Source organism: Streptomyces sp. NBC_00354 (genome assembly GCF_036106915.1).
Classification (GTDB): Bacteria; Actinomycetota; Actinomycetes; order Streptomycetales; family Streptomycetaceae; genus Streptomyces.
This window is the reverse complement of sequence record NZ_CP107983.1, coordinates 3,894,933-3,913,103: the sequence shown is the minus strand read 5'-3', so window position 1 is coordinate 3,913,103 and position 18,171 is coordinate 3,894,933. Positions and strand designations below refer to the sequence as shown.

The following is an 18,171-nucleotide window of genomic DNA, read 5'->3' as shown; positions in this document are numbered from 1 at the left end:
CAACTGAGATCACGTCGAGAACGAAATCAACGGGAGGTCGTCATGAGGATCATCTGGTTGCGCCTGCGGTCCGCGCTGAGCGGTCGGGCGAACGACGCGGGGATGTCCACTTCCGAATACGCCATGGGCACGATCGCGGCGTGTGCATTCGCGGCCGTTCTGTACAAGGTGGTGACGAGCGAGGTGGTCTCCACGGCACTTCAGTCGACCATCGGAAAGGCACTCGATGTGCCCTTCTGAGGAAAAGCGCCGGCGACCGGGCGACCGGGGATATGTGACGGCGGAGGCCGCCCTGGTGATCCCCGCGCTGGTGCTGTTCGCGGCCCTGCTGGTGTGGGCGCTGATGGCAGCGGCCGCGCAGATCCGGTGTGTGGACGCGGCCCGGGCCGGGGCCCGGGCGGCGGCCCGGTCGGAGCCGCCGGGCGTGGCGGTGGCGGCGGCCCGGGCGGCCGCACCGCCGGGGGCGGAGGTCGGGGTGGAGCGCGAGGGAGACCTGTGGCGCGTCCGGGTGGCGGCGCCGGCGCCGGGCCCGGGCGGGCTGCCGGTGCGGCTCGGGGCGCAGGCGGTGGCGCTGGCCGAGGACAGCGTGGGGCCGCCGCCATGAGCCGGGACCGGGGTTCCGCGACGGTGTGGGCGGCGCTGGTGGCCACGGTGCTGGGGGCGGTGTTCGGCGGTGTGCTGCTGCTCGGCCAGGCCGTCGTCGCCCGGCACCGCGCGGCGGCGGCCGCCGATCTGGCGGCCCTCGCGGCCGCGGCGACCTGGCCCCACGGCCCGGAGGCCGCCTGCGCCGCGGCCCGCAGGGTCGCCGGGGCCCAGAGCGCGGCCGTGACCGCCTGCACCGTCCAGGGCGAGGTGGCCGAGGTGGCGGCCCGCCCTGCGACGGGCCCGTTCGCCCCGACGATCAGCGCCCGGGCGGGACCGCCCCTGCCGGCCGGGGCGGGACCGCCCCTGCCGGCCGCCGGCTGAGGATCGGCCCCCGTACGAGTCCGGGCGGGCCTTCCCGGGCCTGTACCGCCGGGGGCTCAGGAAGCTGAGGACCGGCCCCGTACGAGTCCGGGCAGGCCGTACCGGGTCTGTACCGCCGGGGGCTCAGGAAGCTGGGGACCGGCCCCGTACGAGCCCGGGCGGGCCTTCCCGGGTCTGTACGCCGGAGGCTCAGGGCGGTGGGGCCTGCGCGAGGAGGCGGGTGAGCAGGCGGATCGCGCCGCGTTTGTGGAGGGGGTCGTTGCCGTTGCCGCACTTGGGGGACTGGATGCAGGAGGGGCAGCCCGCCTCGCATTCGCAGGCCGCGATCGCATCGCGGGTCGCCGTCAGCCAGGCGCGGGCCGTGTGGAAGGCGCGCTCCGCGAAGCCGGCGCCGCCGGGGTGGCCGTCGTAGACGAACACGGTCGGGAGGAGGGTGTCGGGATGCAGCGGGACGGAGACCCCGCCGATGTCCCAGCGGTCGCAGGTGGCGAACAGCGGCAGCAGGCCGATGGAGGCGTGCTCGGCGGCGTGCAGGGCGCCGCCGAGGATCTCCGGGTTGATCCGGGCCTCGTCGAGCTGGTCCTCGGTCACGGTCCACCACACGGCCCGGGTGCGCAGGGTGCGGGGCGGCAGGTCCAGCTTGGCCTCGCCGAGCACCTCGCCGGTGATCAGTTTGCGGCGCAGGTACGAGACCACCTGGTTGGTCACCTCGACCGAGCCGAAGCAGAGCCGGGCCGGGCCCCAGGGGATCTCGGTCTCGGTCTCCAGGACGGAGATGGAGGTGGTGTCGCGGGCGGTGGTCGAGAAGGGCGGGCTGGACTCCTCGACCAGCGCGACCGAATCCTCCAGGTCCAGGTGCTTCACCAGATAGGTGCGGCCCTGGTGGAGGTGGACGGCTCCGTCGTGGACGGCGGTGTGGGCCGCGGACTCGTCGACCGTGCCCAGCAGGCGCCCGGTGGCCGCCTCGACGATCTGCACCGGGCGGCCGCCCCCGCCCCGGATGTCGGTCAGGTCCGAGGCCCGCTCCCGGCGGGTCCAGTGCCAGGCCGTGGCCCGCCGGCGCAGCAGCTTCGCCGCCTCCAGCTGCGGGATCAGCTCCCGGGCCGCCGGGCCGAACAGGGCGAGGTCCGCCTCCGTCAGCGGGAGCTCGGCGGCGGCAGCGCACAGGTGCGGGGCCAGGACGTACGGGTTGTCCGGGTCGAGGACGGTGGCCTCCACCGGTTGGCGGAACAGGGCCTCCGGATGGTGGACCAGATACGTGTCCAGGGGGTCGTCCCGGGCGATCAGCACGGCCAGGGCGCCCTGGCCGGAGCGCCCCGCGCGGCCCGCCTGCTGCCACAGGGAGGCCCGGGTGCCCGGGTACCCGGTGATCAGGACGGCGTCCAGGCCCGAGACGTCCACGCCCAGCTCCAGGGCCGTGGTGGCGGCCAGGCCGAGCAGCTCGCCGGAGTGCAGGGCCCGCTCCAGGGCCCGGCGCTCCTCGGGCAGGTAGCCGCCCCGGTAGGCCGCGACACGCCGGGGCAGGGACCGGTCCACCTCGGCGAGCCGCTCCTGGGCGATCACCGAGATCAGCTCCGCGCCGCGCCGGGAGCGGACGAAGGCGACCGTACGGACCCCCTGGACGACCAGGTCGGTCAGCAGGTCGGCGGTCTCGGCCGTGGCGGTGCGGCGTACCGGGGCGCCCTTCTCGCCCCGCAGATCGGTCAGCGGCGGCTCCCACAGGGCGAAGACGACCTCGCCGCGCGGGGAGGCGTCGTCGGTGACCTCGGTGACCGGGACGCCGGTCAGCCGGGACGCCGCGGCCGCCGGGTCGCTCGCGGTGGCGGAGGCCAGCAGGAAGACCGGATCGGCGCCGTAGCGGGCGCACAGCCGCCGCAGCCGGCGCAGCACCTGGGCGACGTGGGAGCCGAATACGCCCCGGTAGGTGTGGCACTCGTCGATGACCACGTAGCGCAGGGAGCGCAGGAAGGAGGACCAGCGGGGATGGGCGGGCAGGATCCCCCGGTGGAGCATGTCGGGGTTGGTGAGGACGTAGTTCGCGTACTGGCGCACCCATTCGCGTTCCTCGACCGGCGTGTCGCCGTCGTAGACCGCGGGCCGGACGGCGTTGCCCAGGGGCGCGGCCAGCGATCGTACGGCGCGCCGCTGGTCGGCTGCCAGAGCCTTGGTCGGCGCCAGGTAGAGGGCGGTTGCACCCCGCCCGTTCGGGGCTTCCGCGCCGTCCGCGAGGGCGGAGAGCACCGGCGCGAGGTAGGCCAGCGACTTGCCCGAGGCGGTTCCGGTGGCGACGACCACCGACTCGCCGTCCAGGGCGTGCTCGGCCGCCGCGGCCTGGTGTTCCCACGGATGGTCGATCCCGGCGGCCTGAATTGCGGCTACGACATCCGTTCGGATGCGGTCGGGCCAGACTGCATGACGACCCGCCCGAGGGGGCAAGTGCTCCGTATGGGTGATGCGCGCAGCTCGAGAAGGCCCCCGTGAGAGGCGGTCCAGAACCGTGCCGGGGGTGGGTCGTGGGTCCTCGGGTGCCGTGGGCCGACCGGGACGGTGAGTATTGGCCATTGGAAGCGAGTGTGTCACCGGCGTGCGGGACAATGGTCCGAAGGCGTCGTGCGCGCCTGCCGGTAAGTGATTGAATGCCATCGCGGCAGCCAATCCCTCCCCTGCCTACGGGTGGGGAGGCCCCTGGGGGGCGCCGCTCGATAGCAAGGTGCTGGAGGATCCGTGGACCTGTCCCTGTCGACTCGCACTGTCGGCGACCGCACGGTCGTGGAGGTCGGTGGCGAGATTGATGTGTATACCGCGCCCAAGCTGCGCGAGCAGTTGGTCGAGTTGGTGAACGACGGCAGCTACCACCTGGTTGTCGACATGGAGCGAGTGGACTTCCTCGACTCCACCGGGCTTGGTGTGCTCGTGGGAGGTCTCAAGCGCGTCCGTGCGCACGAGGGCTCGCTGCGGCTGGTGTGCAACCAGGAGCGCATCCTGAAGATCTTCCGCATCACCGGTCTGACCAAGGTGTTCCCGATCCACACGACGGTGGAAGACGCCGTCGCCGCCACCGACTGACGGCTCACCGTCCGCGGCGCCGCAGGGCGCCGCGGAGGGAGCCGAAGAGGAGCGGGGGCGCGGGCCGAAGCGGTCCGGGCCCCTGTAAGGCACGCCCGTAGTCCGAGGGGGACGCGCATGGCCATCGTTGAACTGCGCTTCAGCGCCCAGCCCGAACACGTCCGGACGGCCCGCCTGGTCGCGGCCGCCGTGGCACGGCGGGCCGGCGTGGACGAAGCCGTGCTCGACGAGGTCCGCCTCGCCGTGGGCGAGGCCTGCTCGCGCGCCGTCGGTCTGCATCTCAGCAACGGGCTGACCGCGCCCGTCCGGGTGGTCCTGACCGAGGAGGAGAAGCTGTTCTCCATCGAGGTCGGTGACAAGGTGCCCGGACCGGCCGGTGGCCCTACGGGCGCCGTGCCCGGCCTCGACGCCGCCCTGGACCCGGACACCGAAACCGAGGACGAGATGGGTCTCGCGGTCATCAGCGGGCTCGTCGACGACGTCGAGGTGACGAGCGGGGAATCGGGCGGGACCATCCGGATGAGCTGGCCGGTGTCCGCCACGTCCGATCTTCCGTAGCCCGGTCCCACGGCGGTCCCGTAGCCCTGCGGCCCCGTAGCCCTGCGGCCCCGTGGCCCGCATCCGGTGCGGAGATTCTTCCGATCTTAATGAAGGCCCTGCTGAGCAGGGCCTTTTTTCATACCCCCATGGCATTTCCTAGATCGATGACCGGGCGTCAATGCCTTTGCCCCATTACCTCTTTCGGGGGGTAATGGAGTGACGCGATCTATTGCTGAGGAGCAAGAGCAGGCCAATTCCGTTTCCCGCGCACTGTTTTGATCGGTGAGAGCTCCCTACAATCCGTCCACATCTTGAGCTCATCACGTCAAGGAGGACGAATGACGGGGCTCTTCACCCCCAACGCGCCGGTCGGAAACTCTGATCTGGCAGCCGCAGTACTCACCGATGACAATCGGCTCATCGTGATGGTGATCGCGGCCGTGGCACTTGCCGCACTCGTCGTCGCGCAGATCCTGGTCCGCCAGGTCCTCGCCGCGGACGAGGGCACCGACAGCATGAAGAAAATCGCCGCAGCGGTCCAGGAAGGCGCCAACGCCTACCTCGGCCGGCAGCTGCGCACCCTCGCGATCTTCGCGGTCGTCGTGTTCTTCCTGCTCTTCCTGCTGCCCGCCGACGACTGGACCCAGCGGGCGGGACGGTCCGCCTTCTTCCTCGTGGGCGCCATCTTCTCGGCGGCCACCGGCTACATCGGCATGCGGCTCGCGGTCCGCGCCAACGTCCGCGTCGCCGCCGCCGCACGCGAGGCCACCCCCGCCGAGGGCGAGCCCGCCAAGGACCTCACCGACGTCGCCCACAAGGCCATGCGGATCGCCTTCCGCACCGGCGGCGTCGTCGGCATGTTCACCGTCGGCCTCGGCCTCTTCGGCGCCTCCTGCGTCGTCCTGGTCTACGCCGCCGACGCACCCAAGGTCCTGGAGGGCTTCGGCCTCGGCGCCGCCCTGATCGCGATGTTCATGCGCGTCGGCGGCGGCATCTTCACCAAGGCCGCCGACGTCGGCGCCGACCTGGTCGGCAAGGTCGAGCAGGGCATTCCGGAGGACGACCCGCGCAATGCCGCGACCATCGCCGACAATGTGGGCGACAACGTCGGCGACTGCGCCGGTATGGCGGCCGACCTCTTCGAGTCGTACGCCGTCACCCTCGTGGCCGCGCTCATCCTCGGCAAGGCCGCCTTCGGCGACCTGGGCCTGGCCTTCCCGCTGATCGTCCCCGCCATCGGCGTCATCACCGCCATGATCGGCATCTTCGCGGTCTCCCCGCGCCGCTCCGACCGCAGCGGCATGACCGCCATCAACCGCGGCTTCTTCATCTCGGCCGTGATCTCCCTCGCGCTGGTCGCGGTCGCCGTCTACGCCTACCTGCCGGCCACCTACGAGGACCTGGTCGGCGTCGAGAACCCGGCGATCACCAACCACTCCGGTGACCCGCGCATCCTGGCCCTCGTCGCCGTCGCCATCGGCATCGTGCTCGCGGCCCTGATCCAGCAGCTGACCGGCTACTTCACCGAGACCACCCGCCGTCCCGTCCGGGACATCGGCAAGTCCTCCCTGACCGGCGCGGCCACCGTCGTCCTCGCCGGCATCTCCGTCGGCCTGGAGTCCGCCGTCTACACGGCGCTGCTCATCGGCCTCGGCGTGTACGGGGCGTTCCTGCTCGGCGGTACGTCGATCATGCTGGCGCTCTTCGCGGTGGCCCTGGCCGGCACCGGCCTGCTCACCACCGTCGGCGTCATCGTCGCCATGGACACCTTCGGGCCCGTCTCCGACAACGCTCAGGGCATCGCCGAGATGTCCGGCGACGTCGAGGGCGCCGGTGCACAGGTCCTGACCGACCTGGACGCCGTCGGCAACACCACCAAGGCCATCACCAAGGGCATCGCGATCGCCACCGCCGTGCTCGCCGCGGCCGCGCTGTTCGGCTCGTACAACGACGCCATCGCGGGCGCGGTCAAGCAGGTCGGCGCCAAGGCCGGGGAGATGAACCTCAGCCTGGACATCGCCCAGCCCAACAACCTGGTCGGCCTGATCCTGGGCGCGGCGGTCGTGTTCCTGTTCTCCGGCCTCGCCATCAACGCCGTCTCCCGCTCCGCGGGCGCCGTCGTCTACGAGGTGCGCCGCCAGTTCCGCGAGCACCCCGGGATCATGGACTACACCGAGAAGCCCGAGTACGGGCGCGTCGTGGACATCTGCACCAAGGACGCGCTGCGCGAGCTCGCCACGCCCGGCCTGCTCGCCGTCCTCACCCCGATCGCCGTCGGGTTCTCGCTCGGCGTCGGCGCGCTCGGCTCGTTCCTCGCGGGCGCCATCGGCACCGGCACCCTGATGGCCGTCTTCCTCGCCAACTCCGGTGGCGCGTGGGACAACGCCAAGAAGCTCGTCGAGGACGGCCACCACGGCGGCAAGGGCAGCGAGGCCCACGCCGCAACCGTCATCGGCGACACCGTCGGCGACCCGTTCAAGGACACCGCCGGTCCCGCGATCAACCCGCTGCTCAAGGTCATGAACCTGGTGGCGCTGCTGATCGCCCCGGCGGTCGTGCAGTTCAGCTACGGCCCCGACACGAGCGCGACCGTGCGTGCGATCGTCGCGGTCATCGCCATCGCCGTCATCATCGGCGCGGTGTACATCTCCAAGCGCCGCGGCATCGCCGTCGGTGACGAGGGCGACGGACCGGAGCCCGCGGAGCGGGTGGCCCAGCAGGCCGATCCCGCGGTGGTCTCCTGACCCGACGGGTGATTCGAGGGGCGACCCTCGGAGCAACCGGAGGGCCGACCGGCCCGAGGACTCGAAGGTACGCCCGAACGGCGGACAGGCGGCGCGGACTGACGCGCCGTCTGTCCGCCTTTCTGTGTGCCCGGATGGCGGGCGTGTATCTTCCGGGCCGAGAGCCTTCGAAGGGACCAATCCGGTGAACAAGAAGTTTGCGGCCGCGGTGTCGGGCGGTGCGGTACTGATGCTGGTGCTGTCCGGATGCGGCGGCGATGAGACGGACGACAAGGCCGGCGCCTGGGCCAAGAAGGTCTGCGACAAGTGGCAGCCCGAGCTGAAGAAGATCGAGACCGCCAGCACCGACATCAAGCGCGTGGCCACCCAGAGCAGCCAGCCAGACGAGGTGAAGACGACCGACTCGGCGGCGTTCGGGACGATGTCCGAGTCGTACAAGGCGATGGGGGCCGCCTTGCAGGGGGCGGGAGTTCCGCCGGTCGAGGACGGCCAGACGACGCAGGCCGCGGCGATCAAGAGCTTCGAGGAGACGTCCAAGGGCTACGCCGACCTGAAGACGAAGATGGACGGCCTGGACCCGCAGGACAAGACCAAGTTCGCGGCGGGCCTCAAGGAGGTGGCCGGCGGACTCGAGGCGGCCAGCAAGGGCGGCAAGGACGCGCTCAACACGCTCAAGTCCGGCGGTCTGGACAAGGCGATGAACAGCCAGAAGGGCTGCCAGGTCGCGGCGCCGTCGCCGTCGGCGAAGTGAGGTAGCGGGCGGCCGCCGTTGCCGACGGACGCAACGGTACGCAGGCCAGGGCGGCAGTACGCAGACCAGGGCGGCCGGGTTCGAGGAATCCGGCCGCCCTGCTCCGTGCCGGGCCACCGGCCGCGCGGGCAGGCAGCGGCGGGGCAACCGGCCGCGCGGGGCACGCATCTGCGGCGCCAGCCGACACAATGGACAGGTGAGTACCACCAGCCTTCCCTCGCCCGACCGCGCCGCCGAGCTCCGCACGGCCCTGCTCGCCGCCGGTTTCACCGCCGACGGCCTGCTCGACCTGCTCGGCGCCCCCGCCTACGCCGCGCTGGCCCGCAGCGAGACGGTCCCTGCCCTGCGCGCCACCCGCGGCAGCGGCGACGGCCCGCTCGCGAGCCTGGTCCGGCTGTTCCTGCTCCAGCAGCCGGAGCCGTACGTCCACGCCGCCGAGGCGCTGCCCGTCGAAGCGGCGCTGGCCGACGGGTGGCTGCGCCGGGAGGGCGACGAGGTGCACGCCACCGTCGACGTGCGCCCGTACGGCGGCCCCGACGGCGAGGACTGGTTCATCGTCTCCGACCTCGGCTGCGCCGTCGGCGGGGCCGGCGGGATCGGCAGCCGCGAGGAGGGTGTGGTCCTCGGCGTCGGCGGGGCCTCCACCACCCTCGCCGGGATCACCGTCCGCACTCCGGTCGCCACCGCCCTCGACCTCGGCACCGGATCGGGCATCCAGGCGCTGCACGCCGCCCAGCACGCCACCCGGGTCACCGCCACCGACGTCAACCCCCGGGCCCTGGAGTTCACCCGGCTGACCCTGGCGCTGTCCGGCGCCCAGGAGGCCGAGCTGCTCCTCGGGTCGCTGTTCGCCCCGGTCGGCGAGGCCACGTACGACCTGATCGTCTCGAATCCGCCGTTCGTGATCTCTCCCGGTGCCCGGCTGACGTACCGCGACGGCGGGATGGGCGGCGACGACCTGTGCCGGACCCTCGTCCAGGAGGCCGGGGCGCACCTCAACCCGGGCGGGTACGCGCAGTTCCTCGGCAACTGGCAGCACGTGGAGGGCGAGGACTGGCACGACCGGGTCCGCGCCTGGGTGCCGCGCGGCTGTGACGCGTGGATCGTGCAGCGTGACGTGCAGGACGTCACGCAGTACGCGGAGCTGTGGCTGCGCGACGCGGGCGACCACCGTAGCGACCCCGCCGAGTACGAGCGCCGTTACGAGGACTGGCTGGACGAGTTCGAGGCCCGCAAGACCAAGGCCGTCGGCTTCGGCTGGATCACGCTGCGCCGCAGCGACGCGGCGGAGCCGTCGATCGTGGTCGAGGAGTGGCCGCACTCGGTGGAGCAGCCGCTCGGCGACGCCGTGGTGGCCCACTTCGCCCGGCAGGACTACCTGCGGGACCACGACGACGCGGCCTTGCTGGAGGCCCGCTTCGTCTTGGCGGAGGAGATCGTCCAGGAGCAAGTCGGCGCGCCCGGCGCGGAGGACCCGGAGCACGTGGTGCTGCGGCAGAACCGCGGGATGCGGCGTGCGACCAAGGTCGACACGGTCGGGGCGGGCTTCGCGGGAGTGTGCGACGGCTCACTCACGGCGGGCCGGATCCTGGACGCGATCGCACATCTGGTGCAGGAGGATCCCGTCGTCCTGCGGGACCGGACTCCGGGGTCCATCCGGATGCTGGTCGAGCAGGGATTCCTGGTGCCGGCGGACAGCTGACCGGGCCCTGCCGGCGGCGCGGCCGCGGCCCCGTCGGCGGCGGCCCGGCCGTGGCCGAATCTGTGATGTAACCCGGGGTTCGCCTGCCGCTCCCCCTCGGCTGGCAGGCTCCCGCGCAGGGAGACGGCCAGGGGTCGGCCGGCGGATTCCGGGGGATCCGTCCGGGACCCCGAGAGTGGCCCGAGGGTAAGGGGGGAACGGCATGGAGAGCGGTCCGGCGATTTTCGCGGCGACCGTGTTCCTGCTGTTCGGGGCGGCTCTGCTGGGCTGGACGGGGGCGCGCGCCCTGCGCCGCGTGCCGGTGGCTGATGGTGTGCGCCCCACCGTCGCCGTACCGGTGGCGCTGCTCGCCTCCGGGGTGTCCCTGGTGCTGGGCGTGTGGTGTCTCGCGCGGCTCTGATCGCGGGCCTGGTGACCGGCTGATCACAGGCTGATGACCGGCTGATCGCCGACGCGCCGACCGGCCCGGATCCTCGTCGGAAACAGGACGTCAGACGGGGTGCGAGGGCGGGGCCAGACGGCCCCCCGGCCACTCGGCCCGGTGATCGCGACGGGTCCGGCGCGGTATCCGGGCGGCAGAAATGGCACTTGTCGGGTTACCGTTCGAGTGGCCGTTGCGGGCTTCTGCCGTTTGACACGGGGGCGGGTTGTACCGTCACACTCCGCAGCGTCGCCGTACCGCGACCGAGTGCCGACCGGAGAGAAGAGCCAAGTTGTCCCCGACTAGCGAGACCGCAAAGGGCGGCCGCCGACTCGTCATCGTCGAGTCCCCAGCCAAGGCGAAGACGATCAAGGGCTACCTCGGCCCCGGATACGTCGTCGAGGCGAGCGTCGGGCACATCCGCGACCTCCCGAGCGGCGCGGCCGAGGTTCCCGACAAGTACACCGGTGAGGTCCGCCGTCTCGGCGTCGACGTCGAACACGACTTCGCGCCGATCTACGTCGTCAACGCGGACAAGAAGGCCCAGGTCAGGAAGCTCAAGGAGCTGCTGGCCGAGTCCGACGAACTCTTCCTCGCCACCGATGAGGACCGCGAGGGCGAAGCCATCGCGTGGCACCTGCAGGAAGTCCTCAAGCCCAAGGTCCCCGTCCACCGGATGGTCTTCCACGAGATCACCAAGGACGCGATCCGCGACGCCGTCGCGAACCCGCGCGAGCTGAACCAGCGCATGGTCGACGCCCAGGAGACCCGCCGCATCCTCGACCGCCTCTACGGCTACGAGGTCTCGCCGGTCCTGTGGAAGAAGGTCATGCCGAAGCTGTCGGCGGGCCGCGTGCAGTCGGTGGCCACCCGTCTCGTCGTCGAGCGGGAGCGCGAGCGCATCGCCTTCCGCTCCGCCGAGTACTGGGACCTGACCGGGACCTTCTCCACCGGCCGCGCCGGTGACGCCTCCGACCCGTCGACCCTGGTCGCCCGCCTGAACACGGTGGACGGCAAGCGCGTCGCGCAGGGCCGCGACTTCGGCTCGAACGGGCAGCTCAAGAGCGAGGTCCTGCACCTCGACGAGGCCAATGCCCGGGCGCTGGCCGCCGCGCTGGCGGACACCTCGTTCGCCGTCCGCTCGGTCGAGTCCAAGCCGTACCGCCGCTCCCCGTACGCCCCGTTCCGTACGACGACGCTGCAGCAGGAAGCCTCGCGCAAGCTCGGCTTCGGTGCGAAGGCGACGATGCAGGTGGCGCAGAAGCTGTACGAGAACGGCTTCATCACCTACATGCGTACGGACTCCACCACGCTCTCCGACACCGCGGTGTCGGCGGCGCGGGCGCAGGTCACGCAGCTCTACGGGGCCGACTACCTGCCGGAGAAGCCGCGCGTCTACGCCGGCAAGGTCAAGAACGCGCAGGAGGCGCACGAGGCGATTCGCCCTTCGGGTGATCGTTTCCGCACCCCGGCCGAGACGGGCCTGACCGGCGACCAGTTCCGCCTGTACGAGCTGATCTGGAAGCGGACCGTCGCCTCCCAGATGAAGGACGCGGTCGGCAACTCCGTCACCGTGAAGATCGGCGGACGGGCTTCGGACGGCCGTGACGCGGAATTCAGCGCGTCCGGCAAGACGATCACCTTCCACGGGTTCATGAAGGCGTACGTCGAGGGCGCGGACGACCCGAACGCCGAGCTCGACGACCGCGAGAAGCGGCTTCCGCAGGTCGCGGAGGGCGACGCGCTGTCGGCCGAGGAGATCACGGCGGACGGCCACTCGACCAAGCCGCCGGCCCGCTACACCGAGGCCTCGCTCGTCAAGGAGCTCGAGGAGCGGGAGATCGGCCGCCCGTCGACGTACGCGTCGATCATCGGCACGATCCTGGACCGCGGGTACGTCTTCAAGAAGGGCACGGCGCTCGTGCCGTCCTTCCTGTCGTTCGCCGTGGTGAACCTGCTGGAGACGCACTTCGGCCGGCTCGTCGACTACGACTTCACGGCCAAGATGGAGGACGACCTCGACCGCATCGCGCGGGGCGAGGCCCAGTCCGTGCCGTGGCTGAAGCGGTTCTACTTCGGCTCCGAGGACGCGTCGGAGGTCGTACCGGCCGACGGCGACCACCTCGGCGGCCTGAAGGAGCTGGTCACGGACCTCGGCGCGATCGACGCCCGGGAGATCTCCTCCTTCCCGGTCGGCGAGGGCATCGTGCTGCGCGTCGGCCGCTACGGGCCGTACGTGGAGCGCGGTGAGAAGGACGCGGAGGGCCACCAGCGGGCCGATGTACCGGACGACATGGCTCCGGACGAGCTGACGATCGACTACGCGGAAGAGCTGTTCGCGAAGCCGAGCGGCGAGTTCGAGCTCGGCAAGGACCCGATCAGCGGGAACGAGATCGTCGCGAAGGACGGCCGCTACGGGCCGTACGTGACGGAGATCCTGCCCGAGGGCACGCCGAAGACGGGCAAGAACGCGGTGAAGCCGCGGACAGCTTCGCTGTTCAAGTCGATGAGCCTGGACACGGTCACGCTGGACGACGCCCTCAAGCTGATGTCCCTGCCGCGGGTCGTCGGCGCGGATGCGGAGGGCGTGGAGATCACGGCCCAGAACGGCCGCTACGGCCCGTACCTGAAGAAGGGCACGGACTCGCGGTCGCTGGAGACCGAGGACCAGCTGTTCTCGATCACGCTGGACGAGGCCCTCGCGATCTACGCGCAGCCGAAGCAGCGCGGGCGGGCCGCGGCCAAGCCGCCGCTGAAGGAGCTGGGCACGGACCCGGTCAGCGAGAAGCCGGTCGTGGTCAAGGACGGCCGCTTCGGGCCGTACGTGACGGACGGCGAGACGAACGCGACGCTGCGGCGGGACGACGACGTCGAGACGATCACGCCCGAGCGGGGCTACGAGCTGCTCGCGGAGAAGCGGGCGAAGGGCCCGGCGAAGAAGACGGCGAAGAAGGCTCCGGCCAAGAAGGCGCCGGCGAAGAAGGCCACGGCGACGAAGACGGCTGCGGCGAAGAAGACGACGACGGCGAAGAAGGCCGTCGCGAAGAAGACCACAGCCAAGAAGACGGCGACGAAGAAGACGGCCGCGACCGCCCCGGCGCCGTCGGACGACTAGCCTCCGGCTGCAAACGGACAGGGCCCGCGCGCAAGGCGCGGGCCCTGTCCGTTTCGCGCAGCGGGGCGGCGGGCGAAGCCCCGTGAGCCGCACAGCCGGCCAGGGCGGCGACAGTGGGGCCGGGGTCACACCGGATGGTTGTCCACAGGGCTCCGCACCCGCCAAGCGCAGCGGATAGGCTGGGCGGATGACGCGAGCCGAGCAGCCAACGGTCGTGACCGCCCCCGCGAACCCCACCTACGACGAAGCCCTCGCCGCGGATTCCCGCGAGCGTGCGGTGCGCGCACTGCTGCGCACCCCCAGGCTGCGCCGGCTGTGGAGCGCCCAGCTGGTGAGCGGCATCGGCGATGCCCTCGCCCTGCTGGTGCTGGTGCTGCTGGCCTTCCAGGCGGCGGTCTCCGAGGAGACCTTCGGCGGCGGCTACCAGGGCTGGGCCCTCGCCGTCGCCGCCGTCTTCGGGGTCCGGATCCTCGCCACCCTGCTCTTCGGCGCCGTACTGCTCGGTCCGCTGGCCAAGCTTCTTGCCCCCAAGGAGGCCGGCGGCAAGCTGGACCGCCGCTGGACGATGATCGGCGCCGACGGGGTCCGGCTCGGCCTGTTCGTCGTCGCCCCCCTCTGGCTCGACTGGATCCCGGCGCACGCGCTGACCGCGCTCCTGGCCACCGTCTTCGTCTCCGGCGTCGCCGAGCGGCTGTGGGCCCTGGCCAAGGACAGCGCGGCTCCCGCCCTGCTGCCCTCGCCGCCGCCGGAGGGGGCGACCGTACGCCCGCTGCCTGACCACCTCGACGCGCTGCGCCGGCTGACCCTGCGGACGTCCTTCGCCGCAATGCCCGTCGCTGCCGCCGTGCTGCTCGCCGCGACCCTCGTCGGCAAGGCCCTCGGCCTCGGCCTGGACTGGTTCGCCGAGAACCAGGCCGCCCTCGGCTCGTACGTGGCCTCCGGCCTCTTCGCGGCGTCCGTCTCGCTGCTACTCCCGCTGGTGCTGCCCGCGGCGAAGACCCCGCGCCCGCGCTCCCCGCTGGAGGGCCTGCGGGCCCCCAAGGCGGGGGACCGCCCGGAGAAGGGCCGTACGGGGGCCATTCCGCTGCTCGTGCTGGCCTGCGCCGCCGTCGCCGGAGCCGTGTCCAGCGCCGCCGCCGTGGCCGTCCTGCACGCCTTCGACCTGGGCGGCGGCCCCGCCACCTTCGCCCTGCTCGTCCTGGCCCTGCTCGGCGGTACCGCCGCAGGCATCCGCGCCACCCAGGCCGGCAAGGTGCTGCCCGCGCTCTCCCGGCGCCGCCTGCTGGCCCTGGCCATCGCGGTGGCCGGGCTCGCGCTGCTGCTGACCGGGCTGGTCCCGGACACGGCGACCGTGCTGTTCCTGTCGCTGCTCGCCGGCGCCGCCGCGGGCGTGGCCGCCAACACCGGGCACACCCTGCTGGACCAGGAGACCGAGGAGTTCCGCCGGGCCCGGGTCACCGAGCACCTGCAGGCCGTCGTACGGGTGGCCGTGGGCGCCGGCGCCGTCCTCGCCCCGGTCCTGGCCGCGGGGATCGGCCCGCACCGGCTGGCCGGCGGGGACGTCGTCTTCGCCCACGGCGGGGCCGCCTTCACCCTGATGCTGGTCGGCGCCCTGCTGCTGCCCGTCGGCGTGGTCGTGCTCGCCAAGGCCGACGACCGCAGCGGCGTACCGCTGCGCCGCGACCTGCGCGAGGCGCTGCGCGGCGGGGAGCCGGTGCAGGCCGCGTCCGACGCCGGGTTCTTCATCGCCCTGGAGGGCGGCGACGGCGCCGGCAAGTCGACCCAGGTCGAGGCGCTGGCCGACTGGATACGGGGCAAGGGCCACGAGGTCGTCGTGACCCGCGAGCCGGGGGCCACCCCGGTCGGCAAGAGGCTCCGCTCGATCCTGCTCGACGTCTCCTCGGCCGGGCTGTCGAACCGTGCCGAGGCGCTGCTTTACGCCGCCGACCGCGCGGAGCACGTGGACACCGTCGTCCGGCCTGCCCTGGAGCGCGGTGCGGTCGTCATCTCCGACCGCTACATCGACTCCTCGGTGGCCTACCAGGGCGCCGGGCGTGACCTGTCCCCGACCGAGATCGCCCGGATCTCGCGCTGGGCCACCGACGGGCTCGTCCCGAACCTGACCGTGCTGCTCGACGTCTCGCCGGAGGCGGCGCGCGAGCGGTTCACCGAGGCCCCGGACCGGCTCGAGTCGGAGCCGGCCGAGTTCCACCAGCGGGTGCGGGCCGGCTTCCTGACGCTGGCCGCGGCCGACCCCGGGCGCTACCTGGTGGTCGACGCCGGCCAGGACCCGGAGTCCGTGAGCACCGTCGTACGCCACCGCCTGGACCGGATGCTTCCGCTCTCGGAGGCCGAGGTCGCAGCCCAGGCCGAGGCCCGGCGCATGGCCGAGGAGGACGCCCGGCGCAGGGCCGAGCAAGAAGCGGCGCGCAAGGCGGAAGAGGAGCGGCTGCGCGCTGCGGAGGAAGCCCGGCTGAAGGCCGAGGCCGAAGCCGCCCGGATCAAGGCCGAGGCCGAGGCCGCCCGCAGGGCGGAGGAGGAGCGGCTGCGCGCCGAGGAGGAGGCCCGGGCCCGGGCCGAGGCCGAGCGGCTGCGCGTAGAGGCGGAGGAGAAGGCCCGCGCGGCGGAGCGCGAGCGGCTGCGCAAGCAGGCGGAGGAAGAGGCCCGGCTGCGTGCCGAGGCCGAGGAGCGGCGGCTGGAGAAGCAGCGGCGTGCCGAGGAGGCCCTGCTCAGGGCCGAGGAGGCGCGCCGGCTGGCGGAGGCCTCGGCGGCCGCGGCGGCTGCCCAGGCTGCGGCGGCGGCTTCGGCCCCTGCCGCGGCTCCGGCGCCTGCTCCTGCGCCTGCCCCTGCGCCGACTCCGGAACCGGCTGCGCCGGCTCCGGCCGCGCCCGAGGCTCCCGCCCCCAAGGTGGCGATGACCAAGGAGCCGCTCCCCGACGACGCCGTGACGGTGGAGACCCCGCTGGTCAAGCGGGTCGTGCAGCCGGACGACGTGACCCAGACGGTCCCCGTGCCGAAGATCGACCCGGCGGCGGAGACCTCGGTGCTGCCCGCGGTCCCGTCGGCCGGCCCGGCCGACGAGACGGCGGTGCTGCCGCCCGTACGCCCGTCCCGTACGAGTCCGCCGGCGGGTCGGGCTCCGGCGGGCCAGGCCCGCTCCGCCACGCGGCCGACGGCCCGGCGTCCGGAGGAGAGCCCGGCCGACCGGGTGCCGCCGGGCATCTTCCGGGACTCCGGCGACGACGTGACCCGCGAGCTCCCGCTCCTCGGCGACGACGGCGGCCCGAGCGCGCAGAGCCGGCCGAGTCAGCCGGCGCGGCCGAGCCGGCCGCGGTCCGCCTGGGCCGAGGAGACCCCGCTGGACGATCTGCCGACCCTGGCGGACGAGCTGCTGGGCCCGCGCCGGGACGACGAGGGCGAAGAGGGCGGTCCGCGCCGCCGCCGCTGACGGGGATTGTCAGTGGCGCACGCCACACTGGGGGCGGGCACGAGCAGGACGAGCGGCACGGACGGCCAGGGGAAGACGGCCGGTGAAAGGCGGTGGGCGGGATGCCCGTATGGGACGACCTGGTGGGACAGGAGCGGGTGCAGTCGCAGCTGGCCGCCGCCGCTCGTGACGCCGACGCCCTGGTCACCGCCGTCGTGGCCGGGACGCCGCCGCCCGCCGCGTCCAAGATGACCCACGCCTGGCTCTTCACCGGGCCGCCCGGCTCCGGGCGGTCCACCGCCGCCCGGGCCTTCGCGGCCGCCCTGCAGTGCACCAGCCCCGACCGCGCCCTCGGGGGCGAGCCGGGCTGCGGGTTCTGCGACGGCTGCCACACCACCGTGGTCGGTACGCACGCCGATGTGGAGATCGTCCGTACCGATCTGCTGTCCATCGGCGTGAAGGAGACCCGCGAGCTGGTCCGCCGGGCGCAGCTCTCCCCGGCCGTGGGCCGCTGGCAGGTCATCGTCCTCGAAGACGCCGACCGGCTGACCGAGGGCGCGGGCAACGTGCTCCTCAAGGCCGTGGAGGAGCCTGCTCCGAGAACCGTGTGGCTGCTGTGCGCGCCCTCCCTGGAGGATGTGCTGCCGACCATCCGCTCCCGCTGCCGCCACCTGACCCTGCGTACCCCGCCCGTCTCCGCCGTCGCCGATGTGCTGGTCCGGCGCGACGGCATCGAGCCCGCCGTCGCTGCCGCCGCGGCGCGCGCGACACAGGGCCACATCGGCCGGGCCCGCCGGCTCGCGCAGGACGAGGCCGCCCGGGCCCGCCGGGCCGCCGTGCTGAAGCTCCCGCTCCGCATCGACGACGTGGGCGGCTGCCTCAAGGCCGCCCAGGAGCTGGTCGACGCCGCCGCGGAGGACGCCAAGCAGGTCGCGGAGGAGGTCGACACCAAGGAGACCGAGGATCTGAGGGCCGCGCTCGGCGCCGGGTCCGGCACCGGCGGCCGCATGCCGCGCGGCACGGCCGGCGTGATGAAGGAGCTCGAGGACCGGCAGAAGCGCCGCCGCACCCGTACCCAGCGCGACACGCTCGACCTGGCGCTGACCGACCTCACCGGCTTCTACCGGGACGTGCTGGCCCTCCAGCTCGGCTCCTCGCTGGCGATCGCGAACGAGGAGATACGGCCCGACCTGGACCGGATCGCCCGCGCGTCCGGACCGGAGCGCACCCTGCGCCGGATCGAGGCGATCATCGCCTGCCGCGATGCCCTGGACCGCAACGTGGCCCCGCTCCTCGCGGTCGAGGCGATGACGATGTCCCTGCGCGCGGGCTGAGCCGCCTCGCACCGGGGCGGCCCCGCCTTCAAGCGCCGTTGACCGTTTCACCCGTATGAGCGATCCGCCGAGGTCGGGCCGGGTACTGCGGGATCAGGGCGGGGC

The 18,171-nt window shown here is 73.0% G+C and carries 13 protein-coding genes; 12 read left to right on the top strand and 1 reads right to left on the bottom strand.

Annotation, left to right across the window (positions count from 1 at the left end; all coding sequences use genetic code 11):
• Positions 1–42: 42 nt before the first annotated feature.
• Genes OHT74_RS17515 through OHT74_RS17505 form a run of 3 tightly spaced genes read left to right on the top strand, consistent with a single transcriptional unit; the run spans position 43 to position 966 of the window.
• Positions 43–240, top strand: coding sequence for a DUF4244 domain-containing protein (locus OHT74_RS17515; protein ID WP_030299318.1), 198 nt, complete (start codon positions 43–45; stop codon positions 238–240).
• Positions 227–604, top strand: a complete 378-nt coding sequence (locus OHT74_RS17510; RefSeq protein ID WP_266665277.1) for a TadE family type IV pilus minor pilin — start codon at positions 227–229, stop codon at positions 602–604. The genes OHT74_RS17515 and OHT74_RS17510 overlap by 14 nt, the downstream gene beginning before the upstream one ends.
• Positions 601–966: an Rv3654c family TadE-like protein gene (locus OHT74_RS17505; RefSeq protein ID WP_328620684.1), complete on the top strand. Its 366-nt coding sequence runs from the start codon at positions 601–603 to the stop codon at positions 964–966. Before OHT74_RS17510 ends, OHT74_RS17505 begins: the two co-directional genes overlap by 4 nt.
• Before the next feature lie 189 nt (positions 967–1,155).
• Here OHT74_RS17505 and OHT74_RS17500 read toward each other — a convergent pair whose 3' ends face one another.
• The gene (locus OHT74_RS17500) at positions 1,156–3,609 is read right to left on the bottom strand and encodes a DEAD/DEAH box helicase (protein ID WP_266665273.1); all 2,454 of its coding nucleotides are present in this window, start codon (positions 3,607–3,609) and stop codon (positions 1,156–1,158) included.
• Between the two features lie 81 nt (positions 3,610–3,690).
• Here OHT74_RS17500 and bldG point away from each other — a divergent pair, with 81 nt between their 5' ends.
• From bldG to OHT74_RS17455, 9 genes are all read left to right on the top strand, one after another.
• The gene (gene bldG, locus OHT74_RS17495) at positions 3,691–4,032 is read left to right on the top strand and encodes an anti-sigma factor antagonist BldG (protein WP_030152678.1); all 342 of its coding nucleotides are present in this window, start codon (positions 3,691–3,693) and stop codon (positions 4,030–4,032) included.
• 117 nt (positions 4,033–4,149) lie between these two features.
• Complete coding sequence (locus OHT74_RS17490; RefSeq protein ID WP_266665270.1) at positions 4,150–4,590, top strand: ATP-binding protein; 441 nt, start codon at positions 4,150–4,152, stop codon at positions 4,588–4,590.
• Positions 4,591–4,910: 320 nt separating this feature from the next.
• Entirely contained in the window at positions 4,911–7,316 is a 2,406-nt protein-coding gene (locus OHT74_RS17485) for a sodium-translocating pyrophosphatase (RefSeq protein ID WP_328620683.1), read from the top strand.
• A gap of 184 nt (positions 7,317–7,500) precedes the next feature.
• Complete coding sequence (locus OHT74_RS17480; protein WP_266665266.1) at positions 7,501–8,067, top strand: small secreted protein; 567 nt, start codon at positions 7,501–7,503, stop codon at positions 8,065–8,067.
• Positions 8,068–8,263: 196 nt separating this feature from the next.
• Positions 8,264–9,769, top strand: coding sequence for a class I SAM-dependent methyltransferase (locus tag OHT74_RS17475; RefSeq protein WP_266665264.1), 1,506 nt, complete (start codon positions 8,264–8,266; stop codon positions 9,767–9,769).
• 202 nt (positions 9,770–9,971) lie between these two features.
• Positions 9,972–10,169 (top strand): hypothetical protein, encoded by a 198-nt coding sequence (locus OHT74_RS17470; RefSeq protein ID WP_266665262.1) that lies wholly within the window; start codon positions 9,972–9,974, stop codon positions 10,167–10,169.
• A 313-nt stretch (positions 10,170–10,482) separates the two neighbouring features.
• Complete coding sequence (gene topA / locus OHT74_RS17465; RefSeq protein WP_266665260.1) at positions 10,483–13,305, top strand: type I DNA topoisomerase; 2,823 nt, start codon at positions 10,483–10,485, stop codon at positions 13,303–13,305.
• Between the two features lie 187 nt (positions 13,306–13,492).
• A complete protein-coding gene (gene tmk, locus OHT74_RS17460; RefSeq protein ID WP_328620682.1) occupies positions 13,493–16,753 on the top strand; it encodes a dTMP kinase in 3,261 nt (1,086 codons plus the stop codon).
• Positions 16,754–16,854: 101 nt separating this feature from the next.
• Complete coding sequence (locus OHT74_RS17455; RefSeq protein WP_328620681.1) at positions 16,855–18,066, top strand: DNA polymerase III subunit delta'; 1,212 nt, start codon at positions 16,855–16,857, stop codon at positions 18,064–18,066.
• Positions 18,067–18,171 lie beyond the last annotated feature (105 nt).